The 25,539-nt window shown below is 35.0% G+C and carries 18 protein-coding genes and 1 pseudogene; 12 read left to right on the top strand and 7 right to left on the bottom strand.

Going from position 1 to position 25,539, the window contains the following annotated elements; all coding sequences use genetic code 11:
- Positions 1-3: 3 nt before the first annotated feature.
- The gene (gmk, locus tag ACOQOS_RS13475) at positions 4-579 is read right to left on the bottom strand and encodes a guanylate kinase (protein WP_420570988.1); all 576 of its coding nucleotides are present in this window, start codon (positions 577-579) and stop codon (positions 4-6) included.
- Positions 579-1,439 (bottom strand): YicC/YloC family endoribonuclease, encoded by an 861-nt coding sequence (locus ACOQOS_RS13470; protein ID WP_420570987.1) that lies wholly within the window; start codon positions 1,437-1,439, stop codon positions 579-581. The genes gmk and ACOQOS_RS13470 overlap by 1 nt, the downstream gene beginning before the upstream one ends.
- 320 nt (positions 1,440-1,759) lie before the next feature.
- Here ACOQOS_RS13470 and ACOQOS_RS13465 point away from each other — a divergent pair, with 320 nt between their 5' ends.
- Positions 1,760-2,437: a PrsW family intramembrane metalloprotease gene (locus tag ACOQOS_RS13465; protein ID WP_420570986.1), complete on the top strand. Its 678-nt coding sequence runs from the start codon at positions 1,760-1,762 to the stop codon at positions 2,435-2,437.
- Here the strand turns inward: ACOQOS_RS13465 and ACOQOS_RS13460 are convergent.
- Positions 2,424-3,392, bottom strand: a complete 969-nt coding sequence (locus tag ACOQOS_RS13460; RefSeq protein WP_420570985.1) for a YheT family hydrolase — start codon at positions 3,390-3,392, stop codon at positions 2,424-2,426. The two genes, ACOQOS_RS13465 and ACOQOS_RS13460, sit on opposite strands and share 14 nt — an antisense overlap.
- A gap of 29 nt (positions 3,393-3,421) precedes the next feature.
- On the opposite strand from ACOQOS_RS13460, the gene ACOQOS_RS13455 reads away from it, so the two are divergent.
- Positions 3,422-3,895 carry an acyl-CoA thioesterase gene (locus ACOQOS_RS13455; RefSeq protein ID WP_420570984.1) on the top strand — a complete coding sequence of 158 codons (474 nt, stop codon included), beginning with the start codon at positions 3,422-3,424 and terminating at the stop codon, positions 3,893-3,895.
- 75 nt (positions 3,896-3,970) lie between these two features.
- Positions 3,971-4,414, top strand: coding sequence for a DUF1761 domain-containing protein (locus tag ACOQOS_RS13450; protein ID WP_420570983.1), 444 nt, complete (start codon positions 3,971-3,973; stop codon positions 4,412-4,414).
- Positions 4,415-4,482: 68 nt separating this feature from the next.
- On the opposite strand, the gene ACOQOS_RS13445 is transcribed toward ACOQOS_RS13450, so the two are convergent.
- The 4 genes from ACOQOS_RS13445 to ACOQOS_RS13430 all read right to left on the bottom strand — a co-directional run bounded on the left by ACOQOS_RS13445 (position 4,483) and on the right by ACOQOS_RS13430 (position 7,667).
- Positions 4,483-5,190, bottom strand: coding sequence for a hypothetical protein (locus tag ACOQOS_RS13445; protein ID WP_420570982.1), 708 nt, complete (start codon positions 5,188-5,190; stop codon positions 4,483-4,485).
- A gap of 85 nt (positions 5,191-5,275) precedes the next feature.
- On the bottom strand, positions 5,276-6,514 hold the full coding sequence (locus ACOQOS_RS13440; protein WP_420570981.1) for an ammonium transporter: 1,239 nt from the start codon (positions 6,512-6,514) through the stop codon (positions 5,276-5,278).
- A 3-nt stretch (positions 6,515-6,517) separates the two neighbouring features.
- Entirely contained in the window at positions 6,518-6,856 is a 339-nt protein-coding gene (locus ACOQOS_RS13435; RefSeq protein ID WP_420570980.1) for a P-II family nitrogen regulator, read from the bottom strand.
- Positions 6,857-6,935: 79 nt separating this feature from the next.
- The gene (locus ACOQOS_RS13430; protein ID WP_420570979.1) at positions 6,936-7,667 is read right to left on the bottom strand and encodes a DUF6733 family protein; all 732 of its coding nucleotides are present in this window, start codon (positions 7,665-7,667) and stop codon (positions 6,936-6,938) included.
- Positions 7,668-7,966: 299 nt separating this feature from the next.
- On the opposite strand from ACOQOS_RS13430, the gene ACOQOS_RS13425 reads away from it, so the two are divergent.
- The 9 genes and pseudogenes from ACOQOS_RS13425 to ilvA all read left to right on the top strand — a co-directional run bounded on the left by ACOQOS_RS13425 (position 7,967) and on the right by ilvA (position 25,518).
- Entirely contained in the window at positions 7,967-10,477 is a 2,511-nt protein-coding gene (locus ACOQOS_RS13425; protein ID WP_420570978.1) for a T9SS type A sorting domain-containing protein, read from the top strand.
- A 273-nt stretch (positions 10,478-10,750) separates the two neighbouring features.
- A pseudogene (gene gltB, locus ACOQOS_RS13420) lies at positions 10,751-15,249 on the top strand (glutamate synthase large subunit).
- A gap of 3 nt (positions 15,250-15,252) precedes the next feature.
- Positions 15,253-16,719, top strand: coding sequence for a glutamate synthase subunit beta (locus ACOQOS_RS13415; protein ID WP_420570977.1), 1,467 nt, complete (start codon positions 15,253-15,255; stop codon positions 16,717-16,719).
- 676 nt (positions 16,720-17,395) lie between these two features.
- Entirely contained in the window at positions 17,396-18,289 is an 894-nt protein-coding gene (locus tag ACOQOS_RS13410) for a branched-chain amino acid transaminase (protein ID WP_420570976.1), read from the top strand.
- Between the two features lie 2 nt (positions 18,290-18,291).
- Positions 18,292-19,971 carry a dihydroxy-acid dehydratase gene (gene ilvD / locus ACOQOS_RS13405; protein WP_420570975.1) on the top strand — a complete coding sequence of 560 codons (1,680 nt, stop codon included), beginning with the start codon at positions 18,292-18,294 and terminating at the stop codon, positions 19,969-19,971.
- Positions 19,972-20,073: 102 nt separating this feature from the next.
- Complete coding sequence (gene ilvB, locus ACOQOS_RS13400) at positions 20,074-21,807, top strand: biosynthetic-type acetolactate synthase large subunit (RefSeq protein ID WP_420570974.1); 1,734 nt, start codon at positions 20,074-20,076, stop codon at positions 21,805-21,807.
- Position 21,808: 1 nt separating this feature from the next.
- The gene (gene ilvN / locus ACOQOS_RS13395; RefSeq protein ID WP_420570973.1) at positions 21,809-22,339 is read left to right on the top strand and encodes an acetolactate synthase small subunit; all 531 of its coding nucleotides are present in this window, start codon (positions 21,809-21,811) and stop codon (positions 22,337-22,339) included.
- Positions 22,340-22,540: 201 nt separating this feature from the next.
- The gene (ilvC, locus tag ACOQOS_RS13390; protein ID WP_420570972.1) at positions 22,541-24,043 is read left to right on the top strand and encodes a ketol-acid reductoisomerase; all 1,503 of its coding nucleotides are present in this window, start codon (positions 22,541-22,543) and stop codon (positions 24,041-24,043) included.
- A 209-nt stretch (positions 24,044-24,252) separates the two neighbouring features.
- Positions 24,253-25,518, top strand: coding sequence for a threonine ammonia-lyase IlvA (ilvA, locus tag ACOQOS_RS13385; protein ID WP_420575146.1), 1,266 nt, complete (start codon positions 24,253-24,255; stop codon positions 25,516-25,518).
- Positions 25,519-25,539 lie beyond the last annotated feature (21 nt).

Genomic DNA, 25,539 nt, shown 5'->3' with positions numbered 1-25,539 from the left:
ATTTTATTTAATTCCTAAAAAATCAGCAACTACGCGTTCGGCTTCAGCTTTTGCAGTTGCTAAATCGTCATTCATAATTCTAACGTCAAACTGTGGTGCATTTGCCATTTCAGCAGGCGCTTTGGCAATACGCATATTTATTTTTTCCTGACTTTCAGTTTTTCTGTTTTTCAAACGTACAATCAATTCGTTGATATGTGGTGGTTCTACAAAAACAGTCAATGTTTCTTCAGGGAATTTTCCTTTAATACGCAAAGCACCTACAACATCAATATCAAAAATAACGTTCTTTCCAGCATCGCAAATACGATCTACTTCAGTTTGTAAAGTTCCGTAATAATTTTCAGGATACACTTCTTCCCATTCTAAAAACTCTTTGTTTTTAATCTTCTGTCTAAAATCTTTAGGAGATAAAAAATAATAGTCTTTTCCTTCAACTTCGTTTCCACGTTTTTCACGAGATGCTGCCGAAATAGAAAACTCTAAATTCAATTTAGGAATACCTAATAAATGGTGTACAATAGTGGTTTTGCCAGCTCCAGAAGGTGCTGCAAATACAATGAGTTTTCCTCTTTTCATTACAATACGTTTAAAAGTTGTTCTTTAATTTTTTCTAATTCGTCTTTCATCTGAACGACCAATTGTTGCATGGCTGCAAAATTAGATTTAGAACCGATGGTATTGATTTCACGACCAATTTCTTGTGTGATGAAACCTAGTTTTTTTCCATTAGAATCAGCAGAATGTAATGATTTTGAAAAGTAATCTAAATGATTCGCTAAGCGTACTTTTTCTTCTGTGATATCGAATTTTTCTAAGTAATAAATTAACTCTTGTTCGAAACGATTTTCGTCAACCTGTTCTTTCAAATCATCCAATGCGCGACGAAGTCTTTCTTTTACAGAAATCATGCGCTCGTCGTCCATATCAATTACCTTTTGAAGTAAATCTGAGATATTTTGTATGCGTAATAAAAAGTCTTTTTCCAATACCTTTCCTTCTGCAATACGGTATTCGTCTAATTGTGAAATAGCGTGTTTCAAAGCATTTTCAATCACTTCAAACTCTTTTTCGTCTATTTCTTCACGTTCTGTTTTTAATGAGTCAGGCATGCGAACTACCATTTTTAATAGCTCTACATCATTGGCTTCCGGTTCAATTTCACGAAGTTGTTTCATATACTCTTTAACAACCGCTTTATTAATTACTGTCGATGTTTCTTCTGCAGTAACTTCTATATACAATGAAAAATCAACCTTTCCTCTCACTAAAGTTTTGGCAATTATTTTACGCATTCCTAATTCTTTCTCTCTATAATAAGAAGGAATTCGAGCATTTAAATCCAAGCTTTTACTGTTGAGGGATTTTAACTCAATCGTTATTTTTTTAGACGGAAGTTGTTCTACAGACTTTCCGAATCCTGTCATAGACTTTATCATACGGCAAAAATAGTAAAATTACTGACAAAGCCTGGCTTTATGCAGTGCTATTCTGTGTGTTTTCTAGACTTTTATAAAAATTATTTTTACGCTTCCGCAGAATGTATCAAAAGTCGTTCGAATAATGATTTGATATGAATTCTATATTTGAGATAAGAGCAGTTTTTATAGCTTCTCCAAAAGAAAAATTATAAATGTAGCAGAGAAAGCATCATTTTTTTGTCTTTATGTAGAAAGTGAAAATTATGTTTAATTCAAGTTAAACTAGCATAAATACTTCATTTTTTCTACGCTTTTATTATTTTTGACAAAACTACCCAATGCCTTTAGTATTATTATCTATTGCGCCAGCATTATTAATCATTATCTATATTTATTATAGTGATAAATATGATAAAGAACCGCGGCACCTCTTATTCATCTGCTTTTTGTTAGGTGCTATAGGTAGTATTTTAATTGCATCTGTATCACATTTATTCTTTTCGCAAGTATATCCTGAGATTGAAAGTCAAATTTGGTGGATTCAATTCTGCAAAGCGTTTATTGTTGTTGCGCTAGTAGAAGAATTTAGTAAATATATCTTTGTGCGCTATTTTGCACAACGACACAAAGAATTTGACGAACCTTATGACGGAATCATGTATGCTGTAATGGTTTCTATGGGTTTTGCAGTCACAGAAAACTTAGCCTATTCGTTTCAAGGAGGTATTGATGTTGCCATTTATAGAGCATTTACGGCAGTTCCTGCGCATGCCACTTTTGGAATCATTATGGGATATTACATGGGAAAAGCCAAATTTTCAAGAAATCGAGTGAAATACAATCTCATCGGATTAGCCTTAGCTACTTTTTTCCACGGAATCTATGACTTCTTTCTTATCATTGAATACATTCCTGGAATTTCTATAGGCGCATTTATGTCGCTAGCTGTTGGAATATTACTGTCACAAAAAGCAATTCGGATTCATCAGCGGAATTCCAATTTTAGGCCAAAGTAGCAAAATTTAAGGCTCTCTTTTCTGTGTAATAAATATTGTCTTCATCAAAAAAACCAACATGACCACCGTATTTTGGAATCTCTAAATAGAAATTAGCATTTTTTTCGGCTTCTTCCACAGGAAAACAATCTTTAGACAAAAACGAATCATTTTTTGCATTAATCAATAAGGTTGGAATCTTAATATATGGTAAAAACTGTCGCGAAGAACACTTTTTATAATAATCGAAAGCATCTTCATATCCATGCGCTTTAGAAGAATACAAATCATCAATCTTTAGTAATGAATTTGCCTTTTTTATATCTTCAAGCTTAATCAAATTAGGGAAAGAAGCATTTTTAGTCTCTAATTTTTTCTGCAAATACTTAATAAACATTCGTGAATACAGATAGTTTTCAACTCGATTCATTTGTAACAAAGAACCTTTCAATTGACATGGAACAGATACTGCAATTCCTGCTTTTATTTCTTTAGGAATACGAATAGGTTCGCCTAAATATTTTAACAGCATATTTCCGCCCAAACTAAAACCTTTAAGCACAATATGTGAGTACTGTGGATAATTTGTCAAAATATGTTCCATAACTTCTCGCAAATCTTCTGTAGCACCTGCATTATATGATCTGTACAGACGATTTGGTTGTCCGCTACAACTTCTAAAATTCATGCCAACAGCATCATATCCATTACGATTAAAAATCTTAGCAGTTCCTTTCACGTACGCACGCTGCGCATTTCCTTCTAAACCATGCAAAATCACAATAAGCTTCGAAGTATTTGGGTGATATGCAGCATAACTCCAATCTAAATCAATAAAATCTTGATCGCTTAGTGTAATGCGTTCACGCTTCTGATAAACGCCAGAAACGTTTCTATAAAGACCGGAATAAATGGTGGAAAAATGTCCACTTTTAAAAATATGTGGTGGATTGTAATGACTTTTTACTACTGGCATGCTATTTTTGAAAATAAAAAATAAATATAATGTATTTTAAAGAATTTGACATTCGTTGGAGTGATTTAGATGCAAATCGCCACTTAGCCAACTCAGCATACATAAATTTCATGAGTCATACACGTATGGGATTTCTCATTGAAAATGGTTTTACACAAAGAGAATTGGCAAAACATAATATTGGTCCAGTGGTATTTTATGAACACATGTACTATTTTAAAGAAGCTTTTCCGGGGAAACCTGTAAAAGTCTCTCTTGAGATTGCGGGACTTAGTGAAGATGGAATGTTCTTTGAATTTCTTCATAATTTCTATGATACAAACGGAAAAAACTTTGCAAGCTGTGAAATGATGGGCGCTTGGATTGATTTAAAAACGCGTCAATTAATAGGTTTGCCAGAAGGATTTAATGAAGCATTGCGCAATCTGCCAAGAACAAAAAACTTTAAAATATTAACCAAAGAAGATACACGTCGTTTTGGTAAAAAGCCTGAGAATTTATAGTAAGTGTTTGAATGTTAGTGAAAAAGAAGTACATTTAAATACACCTAAAAACTTTATTAACTAACATCAAACATTATGGAAAACGTAAATTGGATAGCACTTGTCGTAGCAGCTTTGTCTACACTTGTGATAGGATTTTTGTGGTATGGTCCTTTATTTGGGAAAGCTTGGATGAAAGAAACTGGCATGACTGAAGAGAAAGCAAAACAAGGAAGCATGCCACTTCGATTTGGACTCAGCGTCATCTTAGCTTTTTTTGCTGTATTCTTTATTTATGCCAACTCGGTAATTACAGGAGGAATGCCGCCAGATGAATTGCATGGAATGGATGTTTCAAAATATCACACTTTTGGACATGGAGTTGTACACGGAATTTCATGCGCATTATTTATCGCAATGCCAGTGCTAGTAACCAATGCTTTATTTGAGCAAAAATCATTCAAATATATGCTGATTAACGTTGGTTATTGGATAGTGACTTTTGCTATTATGGGCGGAATTGTAAATGCTTGGATGTAAAATTGACTGTAAAAATATAAATAGGCTATCTAGATTTTTTAGATAGCCTATTTTTTATGTTGTATATATTATCCTTTCCAAATAGAATGCTGAAGTCCTATAACATACGGAATTCCCCTGTAAACAGCGAGATCTAAAGCTTTTCCGCCGCCGCCATATTCAATCCAACGACTTCGTTGGTAGCGAAAAATTCCATTATTAATTCCAATCACCCAAACAGTTCCATCACGATCACAAGCAATCTTTTGTCCAATGCCTCTTCCGCGAAGTTGTATCCAACCCATGCCGTTTCCTCTCCAAATACTTCCATCTTCTGCAATAATATAAGGAATACCACGATGTGCAGCTATATCAACGGCTTTTCCATAGCCTGGATATAAATTCCAGTTACGTCCATCAAAGGAAAATATGTTATTATTTAGACCTATCAGCCATAATTGTCCATTATCACTATAAATCTTTTTTCCAAGTCCATTTCCAGGCATTGGAACCCAACCAGCACCTGTTCCTTTCCAGATTCCGTTATTCAATCCTATAATGTAAGGTGTGCCGTTATGTACTGTAATATCTAAAGCTTTTCCTCCACCAGGATATTCTTTCCATAAACGCCCATTATATGAAAAAACGCTATTTCCCATACCAATCACCCAAACGGTTCCATTATCATTAAAAATAGCTTTTCCTTTTCCGCCACCACGTAATTGTTTCCAAGCTTGTGCATTTGTAGTAATGGAGCAAAACAAGAATAAAACGAGCAGATACGTAATTTTTTTCATAGGATTTAAGATTGTATTCAGGTTTAAAAATACAAATTTAATGCCATACAAAAATATTGATCATATCATCATAGTAGAACTAGAATTAATGTTCATTCAGTCTAAAGTCAGGATATGCATCCATTCCATGTTCATGAGCGTCTAAACCTTCTAATTCTTCTCGTTCTGATACTCGTATTCCCATTGTCTTTTTCAGAGTAAATATGATGATGTATGAAGATACAATACATATCCCTGCATAAGCAGCAACTCCTATTAACTGACTTAAGAATTGTTGCATACTCGCAAGCGCTCCAAAAATACCAACAGCTAATGTTCCCCAAATACCACATACTAAATGTACTGCGATGGCTCCTACAGGGTCATCTAATTTTAATCTATCAATGAGTGAAACCGCGAACACAATAATAGCGCCTGCAACCGCTCCAATAACAATTGCATCAGTTGGACTCATTTGATCAGCTCCAGCTGTGATTCCTACCAATCCTCCCAAAATGCCATTTAAAAACATGGTTAAATCTAAGTTTTTGAATTTAAGCATAGATACAAAAGCAGCGATTATTCCGCCTGAAGCGGCAGCCAAACAAGTGGTAACTAATGTTAAAGAAGTTCCCGCAGGATCTGCCGATAAAACAGAACCACCATTAAAGCCAAACCATCCTAACCAAAGAATGATAACTCCAGCAGTAGCTAATGGAATATTATGACCGCGGATTGCTTGTATTTTTCCGTCTTTAAATTTTCCAATTCTTGCACCCAACAAGCAAACTGCAACTAGTGCTGCCCAACCGCCTACGGAGTGTACCAATGTAGAACCAGCAAAATCATAAAAAGGAGTATCCATAGTGTGTAAAAATCCTTCTCCCCATTTCCAGGAACCTGCAATAGGATATACTAAGCCAATATATAAAACTGTAAAAATCATGAAAGGTCCTATTTTCATACGTTCAGCAACAGCTCCAGAAACAATAGTTGCAGCGGTTGCGGCAAACATTCCTTGGAATAAGAAATCTGTCCAATACGTATATCCTTCATTGTATCCTAAATCTAAAGCGCCTTCAACAAGTGGTGCATCTAAACCAAATCCAGCAAAACCAAAGATGCCAGTGGCTCCTTCTTCAAAGCCAGGATACATTAAATTAAATCCGACAAGGAAATATAGTAACAGTCCAACTGTGATAATAAACATATTTTTGAATAATATGTTTATAGTATTTTTTTGTCGAGTTAATCCGATTTCTAAAAATGCAAAACCTAAGTGCATAAAGAAAACAAGTGCTGTACAGATCATCATCCATACATTGTTTATAGTAAGTAATTCCATCTTTTATCTTAAAGTTTGTCCTCCCTTTTCTCCAGTTCGTATTCTATAGACTTCTTTGATGTCTGAAACAAATATTTTTCCATCACCAACAGCTCCAGTAGCAGCAGATTCTATAATGGCATTAATAGTTACTTCTTCAAAATCATCATTTACTACAATAGATAAATAGCGTCTTTGTATATCACTTGTGCTATAAGAAACACCTCTATATACATGTCCTTCTTTTTCATTTCCAAGACCAGTAACATCCCAATACGAGAAAAAGTTTACACCGACATCATGTAGTGCTCTTTTAACAGCAGAGAATTTTGATTTTCTAATAATAGCTTCTACTTTTTTCATATGAATTTTTTATCATGAAATGGCTTAAAAGTATCTTAATCTGATATTAAGATACTTTTAAGCTGTTTTTTAAATTAATTTATAAACTGACAAAGAAGGATAATTTATAGAAGTCATCCGCTACAGCTCCATCATCTTCATCTGCAAGATTTCCACCAAATGAAAGACGCAGACCTGCATCACCTTTTGTAAATTGTACATAAGGACCTAAGCCGATATATACATCATTACTGTCTAAATCTCCTCCACCGTTCACGCTACCGCCAGTAAAGTTTAGTTGCTCTAAGTGAGCACCAAATGAAAAGAAAGATGTTGCCTTGTAGCCAAAATTAGCCCAGTAATGAATATAATTGGTTGTATTTTGTCCTGCTGAAGTGTTATCACTAAGAGACGCATAGTAGCCAAAGTAAAGTTGTCCTTCAAACTTTTCTGAATTATAGTTGACAGTTAGATTTGGGACGATACCATCTCCAATAACTCCTTCCTGTGTTGCGCCACTAGAAAGTAAACTACCAAAAGTAAACCCTAATTGTGGATTGATGTCAAAATCACCAGCAGTAAAATTGTAACCTAGTCCAAATTCAGTCCATTGTCCCCAAGCGCTTCCTGTACCAGCGCCCCATTGAATACCATACGCGGTTAAAGCTCCTTTTTCACTAACATCATAAGCAAAAGTCATCATAGGATTAAACCCAAAAAACATATCGTGATTGAGAGAAAGACCAACGCTAAATTTATCTTCTGAGGGTTCTTTTTGAGCAAATAATGAAAAAGCTGTAAAAATCAATAAACAAGTAAAAGTTTTTTTCATAATGTATTTAATTTATGAGTTAATTATGGAAACAAACCTATTTAAATTGATTGTAACCCCGTATTTTTTAGGGTTTAAAATTTTATTTTTATCAATATTTGAATTTTGACCCCTTTATTTTAAGGGTATCTGTATTTATGAGGTGTATTTATGTCAATTAAGAAATTTATTTTTTTAAGAATTATTACTTTTTTAAGAAAACCAATACTGATTTTAAAAACTAATAGGCAGAAAAAATCTCGTGTAAGAAGAAATGGTTGATTTTTTTCATTAACTTGAAAAATAAAATCTATAAAAACGTGAAAAAAAACTATATAATTCTTCTATTGCTATTTATAATTCAATTTTCATTTGGACAAGTTGGATTTCAAGAAAATGTAATTTTAGACGCTACCAATACTGGAAATAACTATGCTATTGATACTGTTGATTTTGATGGTGATGGTGATTTGGATTTACTTTACAAATTAGATAATGTTATTTATTGGCATGAAAATACAAATGGAAATGGAGATTTTGGAACGCAAAGCGTTATTCTAACGGATAGTGAAGACATATATGATTTACAAACTCTAGATTTAGATTTAGATGGTGATTTGGACATAGTTGTTCATCAGTCATCTGGGATATCTTGGTTTGAGAACACAAATGGCTTAGGCAATTTTGGAGCTAAACAGCTAATAGTGAGTCCTTCTAGTACTACTGCTCTGACTAGGCTTCAAGTTTTTGATATAAATAATGACAATTATATGGACATTATGTATGTTTATGAATATCCTGAATATAATGGTCAGGGGAATGTAGAGTCTATCGGCAATGCTGTTCTATGGATAGAAAATATAAACGGTTCAGGAGTTTTTGGATCTCCACAAGGTATTGTTAGTAGCTATGATGGAATAGGAAATATTAGAGTATCAGATATTGATGGTGACGGAGATTTAGATGTTGTTTATGAATCTTACTGTTGTAACGCTTTCCAATGGCGTGAAAACGTAGATGGGCAAGGAAACTTTGACCTTGGTGGTTATATACCAAGTTCATACATTTATAATTCTTCTGCAGGTGATATTGAAGATATAGATGGAGATGGAGACATGGATATAATCTCTACTAATTCTAGTAGTATTGATGGTATCATTTGGTCTGAAAATACAGATGGTTTAGGTAATTTTAATGCGGAACATGTTGTAACAGCTCAAACGGAAAGTTATTACCTTAAAGTTGTTGATTTAGATAATGATGGAGATATGGATGTTCTTTCGTTTTCAGACTTAAGTTCAAATAATAAAATGGTTTGGTATGAAAACACTGATGGGTTAGGAACTTTTGGTCCAGAACAAATAATCGTAAATAATGTTAACTATATAAATATTGATGTGAATGATATTGACGGAGATGGAGATATGGACATACTTTATACGGACAATAATCAAAAAATTGGTTGGCATAAAAATATTGGTAATTTAGAAAATAGTATAAATGGTCTAGTGAGACTAGATCTAAATTCTGACGGATGCGATGCTAATGATGCAGTTTTACCAAACGTAATGGTAAGTACAAGCAATGGTACTTATAGTTTTTCTACATTCACTAGTGAAGATGGAAATTATGAAATCTACACCAATACAGGTGACTTTACAACTACACTACAACAATTTCCTAATTACACATCTAATCCAGTATCACATACCACAAGTTTTACAGGGCCAGGAAATACAGATACTAGTGATTTTTGCTTAATTCCAACACAAAGTATAAATGATTTAAGTGTAGCAGTTTATCCTTCTTTAAATGATCCAAGGCCAGGATTTGATACTACATATCAAATAGTATATAAAAACGTAGGAACAACACAATTAAGTGGTAATGTCACTTTTGAGTTTGATGGTTCTAAATTAAATTTCCTAAACGCAAGTGAAGCAGTAAGTTCGCAAACTGCCAATACACTTACTTTTGATTATATAAATTTAAATCCTTTTGAAACGAGAACAATTGATTTAGAGTTCAACGTATTTCCTCCACCAACAACTAATATTGATGATGTTTTAGTCTCCACAGTTACAGTAAACCCTACAACAGGAGATGATACACCAAACAATAATATATTTACATTAAATCAAACAGTAATTGGTTCTTATGATCCAAATGATATTAGAGTATTAGAAGGTGAAGAAATTTTCCTTGAAGAGGCAGATGAATATTTACACTACATTATTCGTTTTCAAAATACAGGAACAGCTAGTGCAATCTTTGTAAATGTGGAAAATGTTTTAGATGATCGATTAGATTGGACTACCATGCAATTGGAAAGTTTAAGCCATCCAGGTAGTGTGGAAATTACAAACGGCAACATGGTAAAGTTTATATTTAACAATATTAACTTACCTGATAGCACAAATGATGAGCCAAATTCACATGGATATATCGCTTACAAGATAAAACCAAAAAATGATGCTGTAATTGGTGATATATTTAACAATAAAGCAGACATCTTTTTCGATTTTAACCCTGCAATTATAACAAACACTGTAAGTACAGAAATTATAGCGCCATTATCTGTAAATGAATACAGCTTGTCTAATATTTCAATTTACCCAAACCCTACTAATAGTAAGCTCACAATTACAAGTGAAAAGACTATAGACACTATTTTAATTTTTGATATTAATGGACGATTATTAAGTTCTGAGCAACCTTCAAATTCACAACCTGAATATCAATTAGATGTAAACAATTTATCACAAGGAATTTACTTTTTAGAAATCCAATCAGGTGAATCTGTTCAAGTTAAAAAATTCATTAAAGAATAATTCAATATCGTATTCAGAACGACTTGTACTAAGACTTAGTGAAGTCAAATCAAAATAAAACCCTCAAAACCATATGCTTTGAGGTTTTTTTGATAAGAGTTGCAATTCCTATTGTGATTTTTATAAAATACGTGCTAAAAATCACTAATTCTTCATTTAAAAAGACTTTAATTACAGATTTAGGAAAAGTGATTCTCCTTTTTTTATTATAAAATTCTTGATTCTATATTAGATATTAAATAAGGTGTAAAAAACCCCTAAAATTAGTTGATAATGTTAAAGAAACAAGGACTCTATTTGCCAGAATTTGAACACGATAATTGCGGCGCAGGATTTATATGCAGTTTAACAGGAAAACGTTCCAATGATATCATTCATAAAGCACTTGAAATTTTAGTAAAACTAGAACATCGTGGTGCAGTAAGTGCAGATGGTGTTACTGGAGATGGTGCTGGTATTTTAATAGATATTCCGCATAAATTCTTTGAAAAGTCTTGTGACTTTACATTGCCAAATACTGGAGAATACGCAGTAAGTAATGTATTTCTTCCTCAAAAAGAAAATCAACGAAACTATTGTATTGATGTATTTGAGACTGAAATAAAAAATCAAGGACTGCAATTGATTGGTTGGCGAAATGTTCCTGTAAATAGTGAGGTCTTAGGAGAAATTGCTAAAGAAACAGAGCCTTTTGTAAAGCAATTATTTATCGGGAAATCTAATAAAAAACAATCCGATGAAGATTTCAAACTCAAATTATTCGCAGCTCGTAAAATCACAGAACATATTATATACGATTCCAAACTATCAGAATCAAAGTTTTTTTATGTGCCTAGTCTGTCAACAAAAATCATCATATTTAAAGGTCTATTGAAGCCTGAGCATATTAATGAATACTATCTAGATTTATTTGATGCCGATTTAAACACGCGTTTAGCATTAGTGCATCAACGTTTTTCAACCAATACATTTCCAACGTGGGATTTGGCACAACCTTTTCGATACATCTGTCATAATGGAGAAATCAATACGCTTCGTGGAAATGTTTCTAGAATGTTCTCGCGTGAAGAAATTATGAAAAGTCCTTTATTTGGTGATGACATCAAAAAAATAATTCCAACAATATTAAAAGGGAAATCAGATTCTGCAACCTTAGATATGGTCGTAGAATTATTACTCATGACAGGTCGTTCCTTGCCAGAAGCGATGATGATGTTAGTGCCAGAAGCTTGGGAGAAAAATCCAAACATGTCAGATGCAAAAAAAGCGTTTTACGAATACAATTCTTGTTTAATGGAACCTTGGGACGGACCAGCTTCTATTCCGTTTACAGATGGCAATTATATCGGAGCCGTTTTAGATAGAAACGGATTACGTCCATCGCGATATACAGTAACAAAACATGGAAACGTTGTCATGTCATCAGAAACAGGAGTGGTTGATATAAAGCCAGAAAACGTAGCATTTCATGGTCGTTTAGAGCCAGGAAAGATGTTTTTAGTGAATATGAATGAAGGACGCATTGTAAATGATGAAGAAATCAAAGAAGCCATCGCAGCCAAACATCCGTATAGAAAATGGTTGAACGAAAACTTAGTACACTTACGAGATATTTCAGCCAAAAAAGGACCAATCAAATATGATGAAATTGAACTCAAAAAAAGAGAAGTTGTATTTGGGTATACGCAAGAAGATATAAACACGATCATTCGTCCAATGGCGCAATTGGCAAAAGAACCGATTGGTTCCATGGGAAGCGATACGCCAATTGCTATTCTTTCCGAAAGACCACAACTCATCTATAACTATTTTAAACAATTATTTGCCCAAGTTACAAATCCGCCATTAGATGGTGTTCGCGAAGAATTAATCACAGATATCAGTCTCACTCTAGGAAGCGATGTTAATCTATTTGATATCAACGCAGAACATTGTAAAAAACTAAAAATTCAAAACCCAGTCATCTCAAAGCACGATTTAGATAAAATCAGAAACTACGACAGTAATCCTAATTTTAAAGTAGAATCTATTTCAATGTTATACGAAGTGAATCGTGGTTTAAATGAACTAGAAATTGCTTTAGAAAACCTTATGCACAAAGCATCCAAAGCAATAGGTAATGGCGCAAATATTATTATTTTATCCGATAGATATGTTGATGAAAAACATGCGCCAATTCCAGCATTATTGGCATGTTCCTATCTAAATCATGCGCTGCATAAACTTAAAAAACGTTCACAAATCAGTCTGATTATTGAATCTGCTGAACCGAGAGAAGTACATCATTTTGCCCTATTATTTGGTTTTGGAGCAAGTGCAGTAAATCCGTATATCGTGAATGAAATCGTAGAAAAGCAAGTATTTAACGGTGATATTACTGAACTAGAATATTTAGCAGCGATCAAGAACTATAACAAAGCAGTTGGAAAAGGAATTTTGAAAGTGATGAACAAAATTGGAATCTCTACGCTAAATTCATATCGCGGATCACAACTATTTGAATGTATCGGAATCAATTCGACTACAGTCAAAAAATACTTTCCAAACACGCCAACACGTATCCAAGGAATTGGTTTGCGTGAAATAGAACAAGAAATTGTAAAGCGTCATAAAAAAGCATTTCAACTCAATGAAGTCAATGCAGATATTGAAGTTGGTGGCGAATACAGATGGAGACGCGGACAAGAAAAACATATGTTCAATCCGTTGACGGTTGCAAAATTGCAAGAATCGGTTCGTACCAACAAAGCTTCTACTTTCAAAGAATACTCAGAATTGGTCAACAATCAATCGAAAAGTTTAATGACAATCAGAGGTTTATTCGAGTTCGATCAGTATGACCCAATTCCTTTAGATGAGGTAGAACCTTGGACGGAAATTGTAAAACGTTTCAAAACTGGTGCAATGTCTTACGGTTCTATCAGCAAAGAAGCACATGAAAACTTAGCAATTGCAATGAACAGAATTGGTGGAAAATCAAACTCTGGAGAAGGTGGAGAAGATCAAGAACGTTTCTACAAAAGTTCGCAAGGCGATTGGAAAAATTCAGCCATAAAACAAGTCGCTTCTGGGCGTTTTGGAGTAACTTCAAACTACTTGACAAGTGCCAACGAAATTCAAATCAAAATTGCTCAAGGCGCAAAACCTGGAGAAGGCGGACAATTGCCAGGTCCAAAAGTAAATCCGCAAATAGCGAAAACACGAAACTCAACACCATATGTAGGACTCATTTCGCCACCGCCACATCACGATATTTATTCCATTGAAGATTTATCACAACTAATTTATGATGTGAAATCAGCTAACAGGGAAGCACGAATCAATGTAAAACTAGTATCAGAAGTTGGTGTTGGAACTGTCGCGGCTGGAGTTGCCAAAGCCAAAGCAGATGTAATCTTAATTTCTGGTTTTGATGGAGGAACAGGTGCGTCTCCACTAACTTCGCTAAAACATGCAGGATTGCCGTGGGAATTAGGAATTGCAGAAGCACAACAAACTTTAGTGATGAACGATTTGCGAAATCGTGTTGTCTTAGAATGTGATGGACAATTAAAAACAGGTCGTGATGTTGCAATTGCCTGTTTATTAGGCGCAGAAGAATTTGGTTTTGCAACAGCACCATTAGTAGCTTCAGGTTGTATAATGATGCGTGTATGTCACTTAAATACATGTCCGGTTGGAATTGCAACACAAAATCCTGAACTGCGAAAAAAATTCAAAGGAAAGCCAGAACATGTCGTCAACTATATGTACTTCGTAGCACAAGAACTACGAGAAATTATGGCAAAACTTGGATTCAAAACTGTAAACGAAATGGTTGGTCAAGTACAAAAACTTAACAGAAACAAAGCCATTGAACATTACAAAGCTTCAGGAATTGACTTAACGCCAATTTTACACAAAGTAGAAGTTTCAGACGATGCAAAACTCTACAATACAGAAGCACAGGATCATCAACTGGAAACACATTTAGATTTCAGTATCATCAAGCAAGCACATCAAGCTTTATTTAGAAGACAGCGAACTGATTTAAAATTAGAAATCACAAATATTGATAGAGCAGTTGGCGCAATTGTGAGCAATGAAATCTCAAAAATATATGGTGCAGAAGGTTTGCCAGAAGATACAATCAACATAGATTTTAACGGAGCTGCGGGACAAAGTTTTGGTGCGTTTGCTACGAAGGGAATTCGAATGACAGTTCATGGAAATACCAACGATTATTTAGGTAAAGGATTGTCAGGAGGAAAACTAATTATTAAAGTTCCCTCAGCATCGACAATCATTCCAGAAGAAAATGTTATTACTGGAAATGTAACTTTATATGGAGCAACTTCGGGTGAAGTATATATCAACGGAAAAGCGGGCGAACGTTTCTGTGTGCGAAACTCAGGAGCAAAAGCGGTTGTAGAAGGAATTGGTGATCATGGATGTGAATATATGACTGGTGGAATTGCAGTAATTCTTGGAAAAGTAGGTCGTAATTTGGTGCAGGAATGAGTGGCGGAATTGCTTATGTTTTAGCTGAAGACGATACTTTTTTTAGACACTGTAATTCAGATAGTTTAAATATTGATGCCGTAGAATTGGAAGAAGATAAAATACAATTAAAACAACTCATACAAAATCATTACCAAGCAACATCGAGCCCGTTGGCAAAACGAATAGTAGACAATTGGGAAGACTATCTTTCAAAATTCATAAAAGTATTACCAGAAGAATATAGAAAGGCATTAGTACGATTAGAACAAGAACAACTTCAAACAGCGTAAAACATGGGAAAAATAACAGGATTTTTAGAATATAAACGTCAAGATGAAGCATATCAAGTTCCGTCAGAACGTATCAAAGACTATAAAGAGTTTACAATTGCATTACAAAAATCAAGACTAGAAGAACAAGGCGCGCGTTGTATGGATTGTGGCATTCCGTTTTGCCATAGTGGTTGTCCACTCGGGAATCTAATTCCAGATTTCAATGACAAGGTCTACCGTGGAAAATGGAAAGAAGCAGCAGAAATTCTTCATAAAACCAATAATTTCCCTGAATTCACAGGTCGTTTATGTCCAGCTCCGTGTGAAGAAGCCTGTGTATTAGGAATCAATGAAGATCCTGTAAGTATAGAAAATATTGAAAAAAATATTGTGGAAACTGCTTTTGCGGAAGGTTGGATTGTTGCAAAACCGCCAAAAATACGAACTGGAAAATCAGTCGCAATCATTGGCTCAGGACCTGCAGGTTTAGCAGCTGCACAACAACTCAATCGCGCTGGTCATGAAGTAACTGTTTTTGAACGTGATGGAAAAGTAGGTGGTTTATTGCGCTACGGAATTCCAGATTTTAAAATGGAAAAACAGATCATTGATCGACGTTTGAAAATATTAGAAGAAGAAGGAATTATATTCAAAACAAATGCGCATGTTGGTGTAAATATAGAAGCTAGTCAACTCAAAGAAAACTATGATGCCATTCTACTCTGTGGTGGAGCAACGGTAAAAAGAAGTATTCCTATTGATGGCGTAAATGCAAAAGGTGTATACCAAGCAATGGATTTCCTAAAACAAAACAATCAATACGTAGACGGTTTGATAGATTTTGATAAAATTATCTCTGCGAAAGACAAAAAAGTAATCGTCATTGGTGGTGGCGATACAGGTTCAGATTGTATTGGAACGAGCAATCGTCATGGAGCAAAATCAGTAACAAACTTTGAAATACTAAATAAACCAACTGTTGGAAGGCCAGCGCATCAACCGTGGCCGTATTGGCCAATGAAACTCAAAGAAACTTCCTCACATCAAGAAGGTGTAGAACGCTTTTTTAGTATTTCTACGAAGAAATTTATAAGTGATGCTAACGGAAATTTGACAGGTTTAAAAACGGTAGAAGTCGAATGGATTTTCAAAGAAGGCGAGCGTCCGCAACTCAAAGAAATTCCAAACACAGAAAAACATTGGGAATGCGATTTAGTATTACTTGCTTTAGGTTTTACAGGAGCTGAAAAAACGTTGGCAGAAGCTTTTGAACTCGAAATGGATTTCAGAAGTAATATCAAAGCAACGACTAAAAACTATGCAACCAGTCAATCTGGAATTTTTACGGCTGGCGATATGCGAAGAGGGCAATCGTTAATCGTTTGGGCAATCTCAGAAGGTCGCCAAGCAGCACATCATGTAGATACATATTTGATGGGAAGTTCTAATTTACCATTAAAAGATGAAAACGATTTGCCGCGAGTATAATACATTGCAAAGACAGAAAAACTAACAACATTTTTCAACCATAAATTAGGAATCCCAAAAAACTTTTTCAATCTTTGAAACAACAAATGAACAAACAAATTATAAATATCATTGCTGTCAATATTATTGTGATTCGCTCACAACGATAAGGAATGTATATAAAAATTTAACTATAAATTGAAAAGCTTTCCTGTAAACGGAAAGCTTTTTTTATTTAGTGAAACTCAGTTTTATGAAATTCTGAATCAAGTTCAGAATGACGTTATAAAATACAAAACAATGAACAAAAACATAATTAGCAGCATCGTCATTATTATTATGAACTCCACCTGAGTTGATACGATTTGCTATATAAAAATAAAAAGCCTGTATCAACCGTGATACAGGCTTTTTTAGTGAAGTTCAGTTTTGTGAAACCAGAAGGGCGCACACAAAAATGTAAACAGAACTAATTCCGCTGAAAATTGGGATCATTTAAAAGTTTACGAAATCGAACACAAGGAGCAGTATTACAAGCAAAAATATCACACGTTGAGTGTTGTATTTGATGAAATGTAAATAACTGAAAAACAATAAATTAAATATAAAAATTAACAATTGATTTTAGGGAAATAAATAAAACCGAACGAGCAAAAAAGAACAATAAAATTAATTTCGAATTATAATTACCGTAACCATGTATTACAAAGAAGACAGTATCATTTATCACAACGGAGCATACATACATCCTGAAAAAGCTTCAGGAAACATGTATAGTCAGGCATTACACTACGGAAATGGTGTATTTGAAGGTATCAGAGCTTACAAAACAAAATTTGGAGCAAAAATCTTCAAAGCCGAAGCACATTACAAACGCTTAAAATATGGCGCTGAAGTCATGGGAATTCCGTTCAACTATTCCATTGAAGAATTAATAGATATCACATACAAATTACTAGAAAAAAACAACTTGCAAGACGCATACATTCGTCCATTACTTACCACAGGAGCAAACATGAGCTTACTTACGTCTGAAGAATCTCTTTTAACGATTCAATGTTGGGAATGGGGAAAATATATGGGAGACAAACTCCTAAAAGTAAAAACATCTCGTTTTCAAAGACCAAATCCAAAATCATGCTTTGTAGAAGCAAAAGTAACAGGACACTATACCAATTCCATACTATCTACAAACGAAGCGAAAAATGCTGGGTATGATGAAGCATTATTATTAGATATGAATGGAAATGTGGCTGAATGTTCGGGCGCAAATATATTCATGCAAAAAGATGGCAAACTCTACACACCAAAACGCGGACACATTATGGCAGGAATTACACGTTCCACAATTCTTGAAATCTGCAAAGAAGAAAGTTTCTCTGTAGAAGAAAAACACTTTACGCTAGACGAATTAAAACAAGCAGACAGCGCATTCTTTACAGGAACAGCCGCAGAAGTTGTTGGACTAGAATCGTTAGATGATTATGTATTTCCACTTTCGTGGGAATCGTCTCTGGGTTACAAACTAATGAAGCTGTACAAGCAAGAAGTACTATGTGAACGTTCAACAAAACTATCAGAAGCAATATAAAAATGAACAATCTAAATAAATACAGCAAAACAGTCACACAAGATCCCACGCAACCAGCAGCGCAAGCCATGTTGCATGCCATAGGATTAACCAAAGAAGACTTTTATAAACCTATCATCGGAATTGCAAGTACAGGATACGAAGGAAACCCATGTAACATGCACTTAAACGATTTGGCAAAACTAGCCAAACAAGGAACCAAAAATGAAGACGTTGTTGGTTTAATCTTCAATACAATTGGCGTAAGTGATGGAATTTCTATGGGAACACCAGGAATGCGTTATTCGTTGCCATCACGTGATATCATCGCGGATTCAATGGAAACGGTTGTGCAAGCCATGAGTTATGACGGATTAATTACGGTTGTAGGTTGCGACAAAAATATGCCTGGAGCATTAATGGCAATGATTCGCCTTAATCGTCCAAGTATTCTAGTCTATGGAGGAACCATTGATTCAGGTTGTCACAATGGTAAAAAACTAGATGTTGTTTCAGCTTTTGAAGCATGGGGAAGCAAAGTTGCTGGCACAATGGACGAAACAGAATATCAAAACATCGTTGAAAAAGCATGTCCAGGTGCTGGTGCTTGTGGCGGAATGTATACGGCAAATACAATGGCTTCTGCTATAGAAGCGCTAGGAATGACTTTACCGTTCAATTCGTCAAACCCTGCGTTGAGTGATGCAAAAAAGCAAGAATCAATAGCAGCAGGAGAAGCCATTCGTGTATTACTCGAAAAAGATATCAAACCATCTGATATCATTACGCGAAAATCATTAGAAAATGCAGTACGTTTAGTAACAATTCTTGGTGGATCAACCAATGCAGTATTACATTTCTTAGCGATTGCCAGAGCAGCGCAAATTGATTTTACCCTGGAAGACTTTCAAAAAATAAGTGACACAACTCCATTTCTAGCAGACTTAAAACCAAGCGGAAAATACCTAATGGAAGATGTACACGCGGTTGGTGGAATTCCAGCAGTATTAAAATATCTACTAAAGAAAGGATTATTACATGGTGATTGTATGACGGTAACAGGAAAAACGATTGCTGAAAACTTATTAGATGTTGACGATTTAACGGAAGGTCAGGATGTAATCAAACCTATAGAAAACCCAATAAAACTTTCAGGACACTTGCGTATGCTATATGGAAATCTAGCAAGTGAAGGAAGTGTCGCAAAAATTACAGGAAAAGAAGGATTAACATTCACAGGAAAAGCCAAAGTGTTTGAAGGAGAATACGAAGCTAATGATGGAATTCGCGATGGAAAAGTACAAAAAGGAGATGTAGTCGTCATTCGGTATGAAGGACCAAAAGGCGGTCCAGGAATGCCTGAAATGCTCAAACCAACAGCTGCAATCATGGGAGCAGGTTTAGGAAAAGATGTCGCATTAATTACAGACGGACGTTTTTCGGGAGGAACACATGGTTTTGTCGTCGGGCACATTACACCAGAAGCACAAGAAGGCGGAACCATTGCCTTAGTAAAAGATGGCGATATCATCACTATTGATGCAGAAACGAACACGATACGTCTGGAAGTTTATGAAGAAGAACTCCAAGAACGTAGAAAACAATGGAAAGCACCAGAACTCAAATTTGAGCGCGGTGTATTATACAAATATGCAAAAACAGTATCATCTGCATCCAAAGGATGCGTAACTGATGAGTTTTAATTAAAACTCATCATTCCCGTGCGAACGTTGAGCGAAATCGAAACGAGAGTGGGAATCTCAATGTCGATAAATAAAAATAAATCGGCTTAAAAAAATAGAATTATGGAAACAAAAACCATACAAAAACCAAAAGAAACACTTCCGCAAACAGAACGCATTTCAGGTAGCGAAGCCATTGTAAAATGTTTGTTGGCAGAGGGCGTAAAAACATTATACGGTTATCCTGGCGGAGCCATTATGCCTGTATATGATGAATTATACAAATATCAAGACAAAATACATCATGTTCTCACACGTCATGAGCAAGGAGCAACACATGCTGCTCAAGGATACGCAAGAATCTCAGGAGAAGTTGGTGTGGCAATTGCGACATCAGGTCCTGGAGCTACAAATTTAATTACAGGAATTGCCGACGCACAAATCGATTCTACACCGATGGTATGTATCACAGGTCAAGTCGCATCACATTTATTAGGAAGTGATGCATTTCAAGAAACAGATATTGTCGGAATTTCTACGCCTGTAACCAAATGGAATCATCAAATTACTAAAGCTTCCGAAATTCCAGAAGTCTTAGCAAAAGCATTTTACATTGCCAAAAGCGGTCGTCCAGGTCCTGTTTTAATTGACATTACCAAAGACGCACAGTTTGAAGAATTTGACTTTGCCTACAAGAAATGTACAGGTGTTCGTAGTTATAAAGCAGTGCCAGAAACAGATAAAAATGCTTTGAGCGCTGCCGCAGAATTGATAAATGAAGCAAAAAAGCCTTTAGTAGTTTGGGGACAAGGTGTGATTTTGAGTGAAGCAGAATTCGAATTTAAAGCATTCATTGAAAAAGCAGGAATTCCGTCTGCATGGACAATCTTAGGTGTTTCAGCAATTCCAACAGAACATCCGCTTAATGTAGGAATGGTGGGAATGCACGGAAACTACGCGCCAAATGTATTGACGAATGAATGTGATGTTTTAATTGCGATCGGAATGCGTTTCGATGATCGTGTTACAGGAAACTTAGCAACATATGCTAAACAAGCAAAAGTGATCCATTTTGAAATTGATCCTGCGGAAATTGATAAAAATGTAAAAACAGATGTAGCAGTTTTAGGCGATGCAAAAGCAAGCCTGCAAGCTATTTTACCATTCATCAATAAAAATTCACATCCTGAATGGCGTCAAAAATTCAAAGATTTATATACGATTGAATACGAAAAAGTCATCAAAAACGATTTGCATCCAACAAAAGAAGGATTGACGATGGGCGAAGTATTGAAAGAAATCAATACGCAAAGTAAAGGTGAAGCAGCTATTGTTTCAGATGTTGGACAGCATCAAATGATTGCGTGTCGTTATGCAAATTTCAATCAGACAAAAAGCAACATTACTTCTGGCGGATTAGGAACCATGGGATTTGGTTTACCAGCTGCAATTGGCGCAAAAATGGCAGCTCCAGAACGTGAAGTAGTTTGTGTATGTGGCGATGGTGGTTATCAAATGACGATTCAGGAATTAGGAACCATTTTTCAGCAAAAAGCGGCTGTGAAAATTGTGGTATTAAACAATGATTTCTTGGGAATGGTACGTCAGTGGCAGCAGTTGTTTTTTGACAAACGTTATGCATCTACCGAAATGACAAATCCAGACTTTGTTGCCATTGCAAAAGGGTACCATTTAAACGCAAGACGTGTAACGAAAAGAGAAGAATTAGCGGAAGCGGTACAAGAAATGATGCAAAGTAAAGAAGCATATTTCCTAGAAGTATGTGTAGAAAAAGAAGATAATGTATTTCCAATGATTCCAACAGGAGCATCGGTTTCAGACATAAGATTATCGTAATATGGAAACAACAAGCAAACAATTTACGGTTTCAGTTTATACTGAAAATAACATCGGATTGTTGAATAGAATTTCAGCGATCTTTCAGCGAAGACACATCAATATTGAAAGTATCAACTCGTCTGTTTCAGAAATTGAAAATGTGTCGAAATGGACAATTGTAGTGAATTTGACCGAAACACAAATGAAAAAAATCATTGGTCAAATAGAAAAACAAGTCGAAGTCATCAAAGCGTATTATCATACTGAAGAAGAAATCATCTATCAAGAATCTTGCATTTTTAAAATGAAATCTGATTTACTATTTGATGAACGCCAAATTCAAAACATCATCAAAGACAGCAATTCCAGAATCGTCACGGTAAACAAACAATTTTTTGTCATAGAAAAATCGGGACGCAAAGAAGAAATCGAACTGCTCTACAGAGAACTCAGTGTGTTCGGAATCATGCAATTTACGCGTTCAGGACGCATTGCGGTTTCCAAGGAAGAAATGAAAATTTCAAAAATGCTAAAAGCGATTAATCATTAAAAAAAGATGTTAGAATCTAGAGCCTAGATTTTAGACTATTTCATATAAAACGGATAGTTAAAAAAATAAAACAATGAACTCCAATTTTTAATTCAAGAATAAGGATTCAAGATAAATTCAAATAAAAACTAAAAAAATAACAGCAGAGTGAGCAAGTCTAGATTCTGGGCTCCTGACTCTAGATTCAAAAAATAAAAAATCATGTCAAATTACTTCAATACACTATCATTACGAGAACAATTAGCACAATTAGGAAAATGTAGATTCATGAATGCTTCTGAATTTACAGATGGAGTCAAAGTGCTGAAAGATAAAAAAATAGTCATTGTCGGTTGTGGTGCGCAAGGACTGAATCAAGGATTAAATATGCGCGATTCAGGATTGGATATTTCGTATGCACTACGACAAGCTGCTATTGATGAAGAGCGCAACTCGTATCAAAATGCAACATCGCACGGCTTTAAAGTTGGGACTTATAAACAACTCATTCCAACAGCAGATTTGGTATTAAATCTTACACCAGATAAACAACATACAAATGTAGTAAAAGCTGTAATGCCACTCATGAAAAATGGAGCTACGTTGAGTTATTCACATGGGTTTAATATAGTGGAAGAAGGTACAAAAATCCGTGAAGACATCACCGTAATCATGGTAGCGCCAAAATGCCCAGGAACCGAAGTTCGTGAAGAATATAAGCGTGGTTTTGGTGTCCCAACATTAATTGCAGTACATCCAGAAAATGATCCAGAAAACAAAGGTTGGGATCAAGCAAAAGCCTATGCAGTTGCTACAGGCGGACATAGAGCAGGCGTATTAGCTTCTTCGTTTATTGCAGAAGTAAAAAGTGATTTAATGGGAGAACAAACCATTCTTTGTGGTGTGTTACAAACAGGTTCTATTCTGGCTTTTGACAAAATGGTTACAGATGGAATAGATGCTAATTATGCCGCAAAACTCATTCAATTAGGTTGGGAAACCATAACGGAAGCACTGAAACATGGGGGAATTACTAATATGATGGATCGTTTGTCAAATCCTGCAAAAATAAAAGCATTTGAACTTTCTGAAGAATTAAAAGGAATTCTAAAACCATTATTTGAGAAACATATGGACGATATCATTTCAGGTCATTTCTCTAAAACAATGATGGAAGATTGGGTGAATGATGATAAAAACTTACTAAAATGGCGTGAAGCAACAGGTGAAACTGCTTTTGAAAAAACAAAATTAACTACGGATCATATTTCGGAACAAGAATACTTTGATCATGGAGTATTATTGGTTGCTTTTGTAAAATCGGGTGTAGAATTGGCGTTTGAAACGATGGTAAATGCTGGAATTATTGAAGATTCAGCTTATTACGAGTCATTGCACGAATTACCATTAATTGCAAATACCATTGCTAGAAAGAAACTGTTTGAAATGAATCGAGTAATCTCTGATACAGCTGAATATGGTTGTTATTTATTTGATCATGCAGCAAAACCTTTGCTAGAAGATTTCATGAAAACAGTAGATACATCTGTGATTGGTAAATCATTTGCGACATCAAACGCAGTTGATAATTTAGATTTAATTGCGGTAAACGATTCTATAAGAAATCATCCGATAGAAGCAGTTGGAAAACGACTCAGAGCAGCAATGACGGCAATGAAAACCATTAAAACAGCTGTTGAAAATGAAAAGCCTGTGGCAGTATAGATGTGAGATATTAGTATTGAGTGGTGAGACAAGTTTACGAGGATATTTTAAGTTACAAAACTCACTTCTTAAAGATTGCCATATCGTAAACTCCTCGAACTGACGTTTCAAAAATTAAACGTCAGTTCGAGTGATTTTTGTAAAAAAAATAGTATCGAGAACTACTTTGAAGTTAAATGGTAGTGTAACAATAAAAAATTAAACAACATATTGTGGAAACCACAAAAATATACGCTCCAACGTTAGCAGCTATTAAAAAAGCTGCAACAACACTCAAAGGCATTGCTTCGGTAACGCCTTTGAGTTATAATGATTATTATTCTAGAGAATTTAATTGTAATATCTACTTAAAACGAGAAGATTTACAACAAGTACGTTCGTATAAAATTCGTGGCGCATACAACAAAATTGCTTCTTTAACAGCAACACAAATAGAAAATGAAATTGTATGTGCTAGTGCCGGAAACCATGCGCAAGGTGTGGCTTTGTCATGTAAATTATTACAAATAAAAGGAACGATATTTATGCCAACTCCAACGCCAAACCAAAAGATTGAACAAGTCAAAATGTTTGGAGAAGAATATGTTGAGGTAGTTTTAATTGGCGATACATTTGATGACGCGTATCATGCGGCAATGGAACAATCAGAGCGTTTAAACAAAACATTCATTCATCCGTTTAACGATGAAAAAGTCATTGAAGGACAAGCTACCATCGGATTGGAAATTTTAAATCAATTAGAAAATCCTATCGATTATGTATTTGTACCTGTTGGCGGCGGCGGATTGTCTGCAGGATTGTCGTCTGTGTTTAAAATGTTGTCTCCAAGTACCAAAGTTGTCGGCGTAGAGCCAAAAGGTGCGCCTTCCATGTCAACATCAATTCAAAAAGAAAGAAACACAACTTTAAAAAACATTGAAAACTTTGTAGATGGAGCTGCGGTAAAACGTGTTGGTGATTTGAACTTTGCTATCTGTAAAGAAAATTTACACCACATGGTTACGGTTGATGAAGGCAATGTGTGTCAAACAATTTTAGATTTATACAATCGTCAAGCAATTGTAGTTGAGCCTGCAGGAGCATTAAGTTTAAGTGCATTATCGCAATATCAAGATCAAATAAAAGGAAAAAACGTAATATGTGTTATAAGTGGAAGTAATAATGATATTACGAGAACAGCCGAAATCAAAGAACGTGCATTACTCTATGCAAACTTAAAGCATTACTTCATTATCAAATTTCCACAACGCGCTGGAGCTTTGCGTGAATTTGTAGCGGAAATTTTAGGGCCGACAGATGATATCACATATTTTGAATATACTAAAAAAACCAATCGTGAAAATGGTGCTGCCGTAGTTGGATTAGAATTAAAAAATGCAGGCGATTTAGAAACTTTGATTACGAAAATGAAATTACGTAACTTTTATGGCGACTACTTAAATGATAAACCTGATTTATTTCAGTTTTTAGTTTAATAAAACAAGATAAAAAACACC

Source organism: Kordia sp., assembly GCF_965224175.1.
Classification (GTDB): domain Bacteria; phylum Bacteroidota; class Bacteroidia; order Flavobacteriales; family Flavobacteriaceae; genus Kordia.
This window is presented reverse-complemented; position numbering and strand designations above follow the sequence as displayed.